A 13,832-nucleotide genomic window follows, 5' to 3' on the forward strand; every position below is an offset into this window, starting at 1 on the left:
TTAAAGTATAGGGCCCATGATGTGGCGATACTTTGATACCTTTTCAAAAAGCGTCTCGGGCAGGAAGGGTTTGGTTAAATAATCATCCATTCCGGCCTCAAACGCTTTTGTGTATGTATCGGGCATGGCATCGGCGGTAAGGGCTATAACAGGTACCCGCGGATGTGTTTGTTTAATGATCCGCGTAGCCTCAAACCCATCCATTACCGGCATCTGCAAATCCATAATGATCATGTTATAGGTGGTTTGGGCGCTCTTTTCAACCGCTGTTTGCCCATTATCTGCCTCATCAACCATAGCTCCCCATTTTCTGAGGAATTTTGACGCGATAAGCAAGTTCATTTTATTGTCGTCAACAACAAGTATGCGCACGTCGCTCAGGTTGTTTGATAGGTTTTCCAGTTTTTTTTCAGAATTGTTACTGATTTTTTTAACCTCTACAATCTCAAAAGGTATTTTTATAGTAAACTTTGTGCCTTTATTAAGCGTACTGGTTACATCAATATCGCCGTTATGCAGGTTAACCAGGCGTTTGGTTATCGCCAGTCCGAGCCCGGTTCCGCCCATGGTGTTGTGGTGATGCATATCCTGTATAAACGGATCGAAAATATCAGGTAGGCTTTCCGGGGCTATTCCTATACCGGTATCCGTTATGGTAAAAACTACGTCGGTAACGCCGGGGCTTGCCTGCGGCGCATTATCAATTTGTATGGTAACGCTGCCTTGATGGGTAAACTTAATACTATTGCCAATCAGATTATTCAATATCTGGCTCAAACGCACCGGGTCAGCTTGTATAAGTTCGGGCAGTTGGCTATCGGTTATCAGTTTAAGCTCAATGCCCTGTTGGCCCGCGCGCGGTAAAAACGATTGCCATATATTTTGAGCAAGCTGTATCAGGTTTACCGGCTGCTTTATCAGGTTAAACTTGCCCGCCTCTATTTTATTATAGTCCAGTATATCATTTATAATAGCCAGCAGGTTATCGCCTGAAAATTTCAACGTATTCAGGTATTCCAACTGATCCTGTTTTGGGTTTTCTGCCAAAAGTAAATTGGTAATGCCAATCACGGCGTTCATCGGCGTCCGTATCTCGTGGCTCATGGTAGAAAGGAAATCCGACTGGAATTTAGATGAGCGTTCGGCATCCTCTTTAGCCGAGATCAACTCCTGGGTAGCCTTTTGGCGGTCGGTAATGTCTTCGCCAATTGAGGTAATTTCAATCAGGTTGCCATGTTCGTCAAAGCTCATGGTATTTTGCCAGCTTATAATTATCTCGCTGCCATCCTTACAAATAACCGGGTTTATATAATGCGTTTCGTAGCTGTTGTTTATTAGCCACCCGTTAAGTGTTTCCCTGAATTGGGCAGGCACAAAACGTTCCGTCCAGTTGTGGCCGATTACCTCTTCCGGCGACATGCCGAGTATACCTGCCAGGTGCCCGTTGCAAAACGTAACCTTGCCGTTATTATCTACGGTAAGCGCGGCGAGTTTTACACTCTCCAACACCAGGCGGTACTTGTTGCGTGTACGCTCCGATTCAAACTCGGCCTTTTTGCGCTCGGTTATATCCTGCAACGTACCGATTATTTTGCGCAGGATACCATCGCGCCGCATAACCTTACCTATGATGAGGCTCATGTGCTTGATGCTTGCGTCGGGTAAAACTATGCGGTATTCAAATGAACGTCCGATAGCGCTCAGCGGTTCCTTTAACAGCTTGTACAGTAATTGCCGGTCGTCGGGGTGTACATGTTTAAAAAACTCGCGAACAAAGTTATTCAGCGGGATTTCCTTTTCAGTTATGTCATAAATGTTGCAAATCTCGTCAGACCAGGAGAAGCTTTTGCCGGCGAATTCATATTTCCAGTTACCGATCTTGGCAATGGTTTGCGCCTCAATTAATTCCGCCCGACTGATCTTGGCCGATTTTTCAGACAGACGAACTTCCGTAATATCCTGCGTAACGCCCGAAATGCGTTTTACCAGTCCGTCATCCGTGTAGCTAACATCGCCGCGTATAATTTTAAGGTATTTAAGCGTACCTTTTTCGGTGATCAGCTTATGTTCAAACGTATTTACATCGCTTGAGCCCAGGTTTTGCATAAAATGCTGGGTTGCCGCAAAGTCATCAGGGTGCACGCGCGACAGATAGTATTGCTCATGTGAAAGGCCGGCCGGTAAGCCGTCAATCTCAAAAATGGTAAACAGGTACGGCGACCAATGGCTCTCGCCTGTAATATCATCGTGCCACCAGTTGGCCAGTTTGGCAATGGTTTGCGCCTCAAGTAGCAACTCCTGGTTGGTTTGCAGCGCCTGTTCGTAATCTTTTTGGTTGGTAATATCAGTTATCGCGATGGATATGCGGCCGGTATAGTTGGCCTGCCTGTCATACACCGGACTGATCTTGGCAGCAAACCACTTATCGATGCCAAAGATAGACCGGAATTCGATAGAGGTAGCTTCGTGGTTTTGAATAACAAAGTCAATAGCGTTTGATAGTGGCTGGCTTCTTTCTTTATTTACCAGGTCAGCCATACGGCTATCAAAAAAAACTTTCGGATCAAAATGAAGCGGCTTTTTTTCGTCGTACCAGATGTTTAAGGCCCGGCGGTTTTCGTCAATCTCAAAAACTATATCATTGATGGAGTTAATAAGCGAGTGCAACTGGTTGCGGCTGTCGCGGAGTTTTTGCTCGCTTAACCTTAAGGAGCTGTTTGTTTTGGTTAGCGAATCTACGGCTTTTTTCAGTTTAAGCCGGTATACCATCCTTACAATAAATATAATGTAACCAGTTATAGTAAAGGTTATAAGCAACCCTACTAATGAAAATATGCCTATGCCCGGAGTTTCGGACACTAAATAAGCGCTGAGCACCAGCCCGAGGTTAACTGCCGTAACCGCTACAAATTCATACTGCCGGATACAAAATATGGCCAGCCCCATAAATACAACCACCGAGCTGAATATGTAGAGCGGGCTGAATTGCGAATGCGACAGCAACCAGTAGTTGTTTAACGCCAGGTGGCTTAGAATGGTAACGTATAAACCCGTTTTAAAATAATATTTATTTTTGATGAACGACAGGCCGATAGTGCCCAGGCAAATGCCACTGTTAAGCAACCGGAGATCAAGCGGATCGGGAAAATCCTGGCGGCATAAAAAATGGAAGGCAGGGCTTGCTATACACAAGGCGATAAGCAGCAGGCGGTATATACTCCTGTCATTATGTATTAATAATACAAGCCTGTTATTTAGAGACATCTGCCAGTTAATAATTCGAAAATAATTAAACTAAAAACCAAAAATAAAGGTTTGTAAGGAATGTTAAAAAAACATAAAAATTACATTACAAAACCCTTGTAGCCGATAATAATACACAGATTTATTTACATTTGTTCCACTTACATTTTTTTCTATGGCAGAAATAGCACAACTAATTATAAGCGAAAATACCCACGAGTTACCGGTAATTACGGGCTCTGAAGGAGAGAAGGCAATCGATATTTCTAAGCTTCGCGATCAAAGCGGATATGTAACACTTGATATTGGGTACAAAAACACTGGCGCCACCAAAAGCGCCATTACTTTTTTAGATGGGGAAAAAGGTATACTTAAATATCGCGGTTATTCAATTGAAGAGCTTGCCGAGAAATCAACCTTTATTGAGGTTGCTTATTTACTGATTTACGGCGAACTGCCAACTGCCGATCAGTTAAAGGATTTTCAGTATCAGCTGAGCCGCCACACGCTGGTGCACGAGGATATGAAGAAATTTTTTGACGGCTTCCCGCAGCGTTCGCATCCGATGGGGCAGCTGTCATCTTTGGTTTGTGCCATGTCGGCCTTTTATCCTGACTCATTAAAAAGTAACCAAACTGCCGAAGAGGTTAACCTGAGCATTGTTAAAATGCTGGCCAAAATGTCAACCCTGGTATCATGGATCTATAAAAAATCATTGGGTCACCCGTACATTTATCCGCAGAATAAATTTGATTACGTTACCAACTACCTGCACATGACCTTCGGGCAGCGTACCGAGCAGGTAGAGATTGACCCGGTAATTGTAAGCGCCATGAACAAGCTGCTGATCTTACATGCCGATCACGAGCAAAACTGTTCAACATCAACCGTACGCATTGTAGGCTCGTCTGATTCAAATATCTACGCGTCAATTTCTGCAGGGATATCAGCGCTTTGGGGACCGCTGCATGGTGGCGCTAACCAGGCCGTTATTGAGATGCTGGAGAAGATTCAGGAAGACGGTGGCGATACCGATAAATGGATCGCCAAAGCAAAAGATAAAAATGATCCTTTCCGTTTGATGGGTTTTGGCCACCGTGTGTATAAAAACTTTGACCCTCGCGCCAAGATCATTAAAAAGGCTTGCGACGAAATACTGGAGAAATTAGGCGTGAACGACGAGGTGCTGGAGATTGCCAAAAAGCTAGAAGAAGTAGCGCTTAAAGACCCGTATTTCGTTGAGCGTAAGCTTTACCCGAATGTTGATTTTTACTCAGGCATTATCTACCGCGCATTAGGTTTCCCTACAGATATGTTTACGGTGCTGTTCGCACTTGGCCGTTTACCGGGATGGATAGCGCAGTGGAAAGAAATGAAAGAGAACAAAGAGCCTATCGGCCGCCCGCGCCAGATATATGTTGGCGAAACCGACAGAAGTTATGTTGAACTCGACAAGCGTTAATAATATTAATTTAAAATATAACGATAAAGCCTGCGCAAGCGCAGGCTTTATCGTTTACACATAATACCGTTCGCCATCGGCCTTTATGCGGCCTGAATCTAATAATTCCCGCAGGGCGCCTATCTTTTGATTGTCGTTCCCTTTTTTTAATGAGGACATCAGGGAGTTGAGGGTTAAGGGTTCAATACTCACCAACTGCAAAATTTCATCAGCAAGTACCTCGCCGATGTTTTCATTGTCGCGCTTGCGTTTTTCATCGAGGCATATGTCGCAAACGCCGCATTTGCGGGCATCATCCTCGTCAAAGTAGCCCAACAGCATTTGGCTGCGGCATTTTTGGTGGGTGGCATAAGCCATAACCGCCTCAACTTTATTGTGGTATATTTTTTTACGTTCTTCAATATAAGCACGGTTGATGTACAGTTCGCTGGCCTGCAAACGTGGTTTCAGGTAAGTTATCTGCGGCTGGTCGGTTTGCTGCAAATAATTGATCAGTTTGTAATCCTGTAGTTGTTTCAATCCTTCAATAACCTGTTGCACGCTCATGCCGGTACGGCGCGCCAAGTCAAACTCCTTTATGCGCACATAACTATCAAATGAACCACCGTAGGAGCGTAGCAGCGTTTTTATAAAGGCGTCCCAGCCCTGATTAGCTACCTGGAAGCCATAAAGCGTGGCATTATCAACAATAAAACGGTAGCGCGAAGGCAGGTAAACACTCTCATTAAAAGAGATATATTCATCCTGCTCTAAAAATTTTAGCGCGTTAAGCGTTTTAAAAATATCGAGGTTAAAGCGTTTGCAAAAATCGGTTATATCAAAATCAAAGCTTAGGCCGGCACCTGCACCGTAAGCAATCTGGTATTGGTTAGCCAGTTGATGATAAACCAATTTGATCTCATCCACAGAAGGAAAGCTGGTTTCGAACTTTCGTTCCTGCTTGTAACGGTCGTTATTGTTGTATAGCAATACGCCGTATGCCTTTTGCCCATCGCGACCGGCACGGCCAGCTTCCTGGTAATAAGCCTCAAGGCTTTCGGGCGCGTCCTTGTGTATCACAAATCTAACATCTGGCTTATCAATACCCATACCAAACGCGCTGGTTGCTACAATAACACGTATGCGGTTATCCTTCCATTCCTGTTGATGCAAAGCCCGCTGATCCATTGGCATACCGGCATGGTAGTTAGCTGCTGAAATGCCATTATCATTAAAAAAACGGGTGAGCTCAGCGGTTTCTTTGCGGCTGCGAACGTAAACAATACCACTGCCGTTAACGCCGTTGGCTACGCTGAGCATTTTGCGCAGCTTATCCTCGGTGTGTTGTACCACATAACACAGGTTTTTACGTTCAAAACTTTGCTGGAATACCCTGCATCCGGATTTAAATAAGAGCTTTTGCTTAATATCTTCCTTTACATCGGTAGTAGCGGTAGCGGTAAGGGCAAGCACTGTTACATCGGGCTTTATGTCGCGCAGGTCGGCAATGTGCAGGTAGGGTGGGCGAAAATCATAACCCCATTGCGATATACAGTGCGCCTCGTCAATAGCGATCAGGTTTACCTTCATATACGACACCCGCTCGCGCACCAACTCCGACAATAGCCGCTCAGGCGACAGGTACAGAAATTTAACCTGGCCATAAATGCAATTATCCAGCACGATGTCGATCTCACGTTTACCCATACCCGATACTATGGCAACCGCCTCAATGCCTTTGGTCTTCAGGTTTTCTACCTGGTCCTTCATCAGCGCTATAAGGGGCGATACCACGATGCAGATACCCTCCATAGCCATGGCGGGCACCTGGAAACATACCGATTTACCACCGCCGGTCGGCAATAAGGCCAGCGTATCATTTCCGGCTAATACCGAATTGATGATATCCTCTTGCAACGGCCGAAAGGTATCATGTTTCCAGTATTGTTTTAATATGCTATGGATTGTCATGCAAAAGTGGCAAAGCTAAATCTGTAAAGTGTTTCAATATAATTAAATTCGTCGCTGTAATAATTTGACTTCATGAAAAAAGTTTACCCCTTTCTTTTGTTCGCCGTTTTTTCGCTGTCGGCCAGTGCGCAAAAATGGAACGTTGAAAACACCTCGGGCCAATCAAAAAAAGTAAGTATTACTACTGATGAGGGTACTTGGATGAACCTCGACGTTAGTCCGGATGGCAAAACTATAATTTTTGATTTGTTGGGCGATATTTATAGCATGCCCGTTACCGGCGGCAGGGCTACCATATTGGCAGGTGGCAGGGCCTGGGAAGTGCAGCCGCGCTACAGCCCGGACGGTAAATTCATATCATTTACCAGCGACAAGGAAGGGGGCGACAATATCTGGATAATGAACAGCGATGGCAGCAATAAGCACTCCATCACTAAAGAGAACTTTAGGTTGCTGAACAATGCATCCTGGTCTCCGGATGGTAATTATATAGTAGCCCGCAAGCACTTCACCGGTAGCCGCTCCTTAGGAGCCGGCGAAATGTGGTTGTATTACCGCACGGGCGGAGATGGTGTGCAGCTTACCAGGCGAAAGAATGACCAGCAGGATGCAGGCGAGCCGGTGATATCGCCCGATGGAAAATATGTTTACTGGAGCGAGGATGTTACGCCGGGGCCTTTTTTTCAATATAATAAGGATCCATATCCGGGCATTTATGCCATTAAACGCCTTAACCGCCAAACCGGCGAAATTGAAACTGTTACCGGCGATGCCGGTGGCGCCTGCCGCCCGGAACTGTCGCCTGATGGTAAACTAATGGCCTTCGTTAAGCGCATACGGTTAAAGTCGGTTTTATACCTGCGTAACCTGGAAACAGGCGAGGAGTGGCCTGTCTATGATAGCCTCTCGCACGATCAGCAGGAAACATGGGCCATTTTCGGCGTTTACCCGAGCTTTAGCTTTACGCCTGACAGCAAGAATATCGTGTTTTACGCCAAAGGCAAAATCTGGAACCTGGATATTACCTCGCTGAATGCTGTGCAAATACCATTTGAAGTAACTACGCAGCAAATCGTGTCGGAATCATTGCACTTTCAGCAAAAAGTATTTCAGGATGAGTTCACGGTAAAGATGATACGGCAACTTACAACATCGCCTGACGGAAAGCTGGTTGCATTTAACGCAGCCGGGCACATCTACATAAAGGAATTACCTAACGGCAAACCGCAGCGTATAACCAACACTGCTGACCTGGAATATGAGCCAAGCTTTAGCCCCGACGGTAAGACGCTGGTTTACGTAAGCTGGACGGATGAACTGAAGGGCGGCATCAACAAAATTGACCTGGCTACCAAAACAGTTACCCGCCTTACTATTGATAAAGGTTTTTACTATTCGCCAAAATTTAACAACAAGGGTGATGTTATTGTGTACCGTAAAGGCGAGGGTAACCAGGATTTAGGATATGCCTTTGGCACCAACCCGGGCATATATGTATTGGCGGTAGCCGGCGGCACGCCACGATTGGTGCTTGATAACGGTATCCGCCCGCAATTTTCTGCCGATGACTCTAAAATATATTACCAAAGCAGCGAGGATGGCAGAAAGGCTTTCAAGGTGATGGATTTGTTTGGCGGTAACAGGCATACGCTATACACATCAACCTATGCAACACAATTTTGCCCGAGTCCAGATGGTAAGTGGATGGCCTTTACCGAGTTATATAATTGCTATATTACGCCGATGACGCAGGCGGGTAATCCGCAGGAATTATCAGCGGGTAACCGGGCTTTGCCTTTAAATAAATTGACTCGCGATGCCGGTACTTACCTGCACTGGAGCAAGGACAGCCAGAAACTTATGTGGACGCTAGGCCCCAAATATTACGCACGCGATATCAATATAGCTTTCCCATTCACAGATGCCAACCCTGACAAAGCGCCCGCTATTGATACCAATGCCACGGCAGATATCGGCCTCAAATTAAAAGGAGATGCCCCGACCGGGAAAATTGCGTTTACTAATGCCCGCATCATTACCATGAAGGGTGAGGAAGTCATCACAAAAGGGAACATCATTGTTGTAAATAACAAAATAGCCGCCATTGGCAAAGCTGCCGACATTGCCGTACCTGCTGATGCCAAAGTGTATGATATGGAAGGCAAAACCATTATACCGGGTTTGATTGATGTGCATGCGCATTTGCACACCAGCCCCGACGGGGTAACACCGCAGCAGGACTGGAGCTATTATGCCAACCTGGCTTTTGGCGTAACTACCTCGCATGATCCATCGAGCAATACGGAGATGGTATTTAGCCAGAACGAGATGCTGCGCGCAGGCCTGATGGTGGGACCAAGGGTATACTCAACCGGTACTATATTATATGGTGCCGACGGCGATTTTAAAGCGGTGATCAACAATCTGGACGATGCGCGCTCAACCCTGCGCAGGCTGAAAGCGGTGGGCGCATTCACGGTAAAAAGTTATAACCAACCACGCCGCGAGCAGCGGCAGCAGATAATTGAGGCCGCCCGCGAGCTGCAAATGGAAGTGGTGCCGGAGGGCGGCTCAACATTTTTTACGAATATGACGCAGGTGATTGACGGCCATACCGGCATTGAGCACAACATACCTGTTTACCCGGTTTACAAAGATGTGCGCAGCTTATGGAACGCCACCAAAGTAGGCTATACACCAACGCTGATTGTAAGCTACGGAACCCAGTTTGGCGAGAACTTTTGGTATGACCGTACCGAGGTTTGGAAGAATGACCGCCTGATCTCATTCACGCCGCCATCAATGGTTGATGCCCGTTCGCGCAGGCGTACTACCTCAGAGTATGGCGATTACGGGCACATTGATGTAGCAAAGGCGACTAAATACATAGCTGATGGCGGCACAAAGGTAAACCTGGGTGCACATGGCCAGATGCAGGGCATAGGCGCGCACTGGGAACTTTGGATGCTGGCACAGGGCGGCATGTCGCCATTGCAGGCCTTGCGATGCGCTACTATAAACGGCGCTTCTTATCTGGGCATGGATAAGGAGATAGGGTCACTCGAGCCGGGTAAACTTGCCGACCTGGTGGTGCTTAACGAAAATCCGCTTGAGGATATCCGCAATAGCGAGAACATTAAATACGTAATGCTGAATGGTAGGCTATACGACTCCGACTCGATGAATGAGATAGGGAACCGCGATAAGCCCCGCCTGCGTTTTTGGTGGCAAATGGGTCGTGGCGGCGATATGCTTAACCTGCCTGTAAACAATACCGAAACTTATTTATTTGGTACGCAGGATTGTGATTAGCCAAGAAAAAGCCACCGTTTGGTGGCTTTTTTAATATTGCTTAATAGTTATTGCTGGCAATGTTTATATTTACTTTACGCAGCTGCGAGTAACCTGACCTATGAAAAATACCTGCCTGACTTTATTGTTGTTATTCGTGTCGACCATTGCATTTGCGCAGTTTACGGTAACCGGCAAAATAATCAACGCAGAGGATAATAAACCTGTTGAAAGCGCAACGGTATTTATTAATAATACCGTTCACGCCGGTAAAACCAATAATAACGGGGAGTTTACTGTCCGTAATGTGCAAGCCGGCCAATATGAACTAATTGTATCAATGGTTGGTTTCAAAGCGGTTAAAACACCAATTAAGCTGTATGCCGATTTAAAATTATCGAAAATACATGTTAAACCGAGAATTCAAAACCTGAAAGAAGTAGTTGTCAGCAGGCCAAAAAAGCTGCCCAACAAATATCTGGAGATGTTTAGGCGTGAAATATTGGGTGCGTCAAAATTTGCAAAGTATTGTATCATCGATAATCCAAAAGTTATTCAGCTTGATTTTGACAGTAAAGAGAAACGTTTGAGCGCTTACACATCAGATTTTATGGTGGTGCAGAACAACGCGCTGGGGTATCGCCTTAACTATCTGGTTGAGGATTTTGAGCGGAATGAACATACCGGGCTACTATCATACATCGGCTATGTGTTGTTTGAGGAAATGGACGGCTCTGAAAAGCAAAAAGCTGAATGGTATGCTAACCGGATAGAGGCTTTTACGGGTTCGTTACAGCATTTTTTCAGATCAGTTGCAGGTGACAATATAAATTTATTGCGAGAGCCAGGCTTTTTAGTGCGTACGCTAACGAGAACGCCAAACCCTCACCATTTACCGGACAGCGTGGTTAATGCCCATGTGCGGTATTATGCTAACAAAAGTGGAATAAGTAATCGCGATTCGTTATACTACTGGCAAAATCAGGCTAAAATACCGCGCTTTGTAGAAGTAATTGATACAGCGAGATTACAAGCCGAACAAGTATTGCGATTTACCGATCAGCCGGGTGTTTACGCTTTACGCATCAGCGATACTAACTATCTAAAAAAATGGGAGCATATAAATGTTCCGGGCGTAAAAGTAACGCAACGGTTTAATTTTGATACGTGTAAATATCAGAATATGCTGTATATAACTTACATTAAAAAACCATTTTTTAGCCCGCCACGCGCTCAGGGTAGTACCGGGCGCAGCTTTATAATCAAGCCGGAAATGGAAGAAAAAGCAAGCCTGATAATACCTGTAAATGGTAATGTGTTTTTTAACAGTAACGGGGTGTTGTTGGACCCCTTGAATTTAAAGATGGAAAAATACTGGGCAAGGCTTCGTTTAGGAGATCTGTTGCCGATTGACTATCTACCCAACACGGGAGCCGCCGGAATACCCAATGTGGCGAACACCAATAACGTTAAATGAAAATTTATGCGTACAATTTTTAACCCGAAGAAATACCTGATAAGCATCTGCTTACTGCTTTTGTCAACTGTTGTTTCTGCTCAATTCACCATAACCGGCAAGGTGATAAATGGGGCGGATAAAAAGCCCGTTGAAAGCGCAACGGTATTTATTAATAATACCAGTTACGGCACTAAAACTGATGCGCAGGGTAATTTTATTGTTCAAAACGTGCAGACCGGGCAGTATGATCTTATTATTTCTGTAGTGGGTTTTAAAACCCAAAAAACTTCAGTATCGGTTAAAGCCAATGTAACCGTGCCGCCGATAGCTATCAGCGAACGCAAGTTAGAGTTAAACGAGGTAAGGATAACCAAGTCGCGCCGCGTTGAGAATAAATACCTGGATATGTTTAAGCGCGAGATATTGGGCTCATCAAAATTTGGACTGAGCTGCCGGATAATTAACCCCAAAGTAATTGAGTTGAGTTTTGATAAGGCTACGTATAAGTTAACAGGCTATACCTCGGATTTTATGCAGATTGAGAACGGGCTACTCGGCTATACCGTAAAATACCTGGTTGAAGATTTTGAACGGGATGAGAGCGGGGGGACAATTAACTATGTTGGCTATGTGCTGTTTGAAGAAATGAAAGGTACAGAGGAACAGCAACGGCAATGGTATGCTAACCGGCTCGAAGCCTATAACGGCTCATCTCAACACTTTTTCAGATCACTTTTGGGTAATACTATTAATATCCCGGGAGAGCCCGGCTTCTTTGTAATGACCATGACCCGGACGGTTAACCCGCGAAGGCTGCCCGATAGTTTGATCAGGGCAAATATTCGTTATTACAACAATAAAAGGAGCGGAAGCGCAAGGGATTCTATCGATTATTGGGTCAGGATGCTAAGAGTACCAAGGTATATTCAGGTGATGGACACAACGCGCTTAGCTGCTGCCGATATTGTGCAGCTAACTGATCAACGCGGATTGTATGCGCTTAAAATAAGCAATAAAAATTACCTCAAAAACTGGAAGTATATCAAAATACCCGGCGTAAGCGAAAAGCTTGAATATAATTGCGATACCTGCGCTTATACTAACTCCTTGTACATAACCTATATAAGAAGGGTTCCTACTCAAATTGTTTTTAAAAATAAAATAGGGGTTTTCTCGTCCGAAAATAACTTTACGCCTACGGATGAGATGGAAAAAATGGCAACAGTACTTACTATGAACGAAAAGACTTTTTTCGACCGAAATGGCATGGTAGCTAATCCGTTCAGTTTACGCACCGAAGGTTTTTGGGCACGCCAGCGTATTGGCGATTTACTGCCCGTTGATTACCTGCCCAACACCGGCTTTGCCAAAACCGCAGCTAACTCCGGGAAATAGTTTCACGCCATTTCCACATAACACACTCTTATTGTTGATTTCCGCGAATTCATTATGAGGTTTACAATCTTAAAAGTAAGTTTCAGGGAGCAAATATGGCCTCCTTTGCGCTAATTCTGCTAAGTGTATTGCCTACACTTTCTTCTTTTCACCGATACATTTTGCCCATTCACCGAGGTTTACCCCGGTTACGCCTATTTGGGGCTATTCTGCTGTAACGTTAGGGCGGGTGCGGGTGTCTTATAGATGTATTTAAAAAGATAACATAAATAATTCACAATCAAAATTATAAAGTCATGAAAACTACTATAATCACCATCGCCACTATCTGCTCATTAGCTTTCGGTTCAGTAAACGCTGCCACTACTGATAAATTTGACGACAGCGCCGCCACTGTATTAAACGACGTAAAAAATATCAATAAAATTGAGGTTCGCGGTAACGTTGAACTGTATGTATCAAACAGCGTTAACGACAGGGTAAAGGTTTACAACCGCTACTATACTGAAAGTGCATTGGTACAAAACAATAACGGTGTATTACGCATCTCATCATACTCAGCAAAAAAACTTGTTGTATGGGTATCAGCAAATGATCTTCGCTCAATCACCGCTTTTGACAATGCCACCATTAAATCGTTCGGTACATTATCAGCCATCAACCTTAACGTTACCTTGAACAATAAAGCTACCGCCCAATTGAATATCGACTCATACAGCGCTGACATCAAGGTAAACGATAACGCCAAAGCTGACTTAACCGGCAGCGTTAACGACTACGCTATCAACTACGGCGGCTCAACGAGCGTAAACTACGGCAAACTGGTAGCTATGGGCAAAGGCCAGGTTGCAAAAAACGTTGAAAAATATACCATGGCCAAGAATGAGCTTGCCGCTCTTTAACCAGCACTTTTGCAAAAGTTCAACATATATTAAAGGGAAGGCCATCATTACAATTGATGGCTTTTCTGATTTTAAAGTGTAACTTCACAGTTGAAATAAACGTCCAAAACCAACAAACAACTCAAAGCCG

Annotated in this window: 7 protein-coding genes; 5 read left to right on the forward strand and 2 right to left on the reverse strand. The window is 44.8% G+C overall.

The features are described from left to right. Complete coding sequence (locus ABD960_RS06410) at positions 1–3,264, reverse strand: PAS domain-containing hybrid sensor histidine kinase/response regulator (RefSeq protein ID WP_345330108.1); 3,264 nt, start codon at positions 3,262–3,264, stop codon at positions 1–3. Positions 3,265–3,418: 154 nt separating this feature from the next. Between ABD960_RS06410 and ABD960_RS06415 the strand changes: the two genes are divergently transcribed. Beyond that, on the forward strand, positions 3,419–4,705 hold the full coding sequence (locus ABD960_RS06415) for a citrate synthase (RefSeq protein WP_345330109.1): 1,287 nt from the start codon (positions 3,419–3,421) through the stop codon (positions 4,703–4,705). Positions 4,706–4,759: 54 nt separating this feature from the next. Here the strand turns inward: ABD960_RS06415 and ABD960_RS06420 are convergent, their stop codons facing one another. After that, positions 4,760–6,655 carry a RecQ family ATP-dependent DNA helicase gene (locus ABD960_RS06420; RefSeq protein WP_345330110.1) on the reverse strand — a complete coding sequence of 632 codons (1,896 nt, stop codon included), beginning with the start codon at positions 6,653–6,655 and terminating at the stop codon, positions 4,760–4,762. A gap of 72 nt (positions 6,656–6,727) precedes the next feature. Here ABD960_RS06420 and ABD960_RS06425 point away from each other — a divergent pair, with 72 nt between their 5' ends. The 4 genes from ABD960_RS06425 to ABD960_RS06440 all read left to right on the forward strand — a co-directional run bounded on the left by ABD960_RS06425 (position 6,728) and on the right by ABD960_RS06440 (position 13,702). Continuing rightward, a complete protein-coding gene (locus ABD960_RS06425; protein ID WP_345330111.1) occupies positions 6,728–9,967 on the forward strand; it encodes an amidohydrolase family protein in 3,240 nt (1,079 codons plus the stop codon). Between the two features lie 100 nt (positions 9,968–10,067). Then, positions 10,068–11,423, forward strand: coding sequence for a carboxypeptidase-like regulatory domain-containing protein (locus ABD960_RS06430; protein ID WP_345330112.1), 1,356 nt, complete (start codon positions 10,068–10,070; stop codon positions 11,421–11,423). Between the two features lie 6 nt (positions 11,424–11,429). Beyond that, positions 11,430–12,800 (forward strand): carboxypeptidase-like regulatory domain-containing protein, encoded by a 1,371-nt coding sequence (locus ABD960_RS06435; protein WP_345330113.1) that lies wholly within the window; start codon positions 11,430–11,432, stop codon positions 12,798–12,800. 296 nt (positions 12,801–13,096) lie between these two features. Further along, positions 13,097–13,702 (forward strand): GIN domain-containing protein, encoded by a 606-nt coding sequence (locus ABD960_RS06440; RefSeq protein WP_345330114.1) that lies wholly within the window; start codon positions 13,097–13,099, stop codon positions 13,700–13,702. The last annotated feature ends 130 nt before the right edge of the window (positions 13,703–13,832 follow it).

Origin of the sequence: Mucilaginibacter defluvii (assembly GCF_039543225.1) — a bacterium.
GTDB classification, from domain to species: domain Bacteria; phylum Bacteroidota; class Bacteroidia; order Sphingobacteriales; family Sphingobacteriaceae; genus Mucilaginibacter; species Mucilaginibacter defluvii.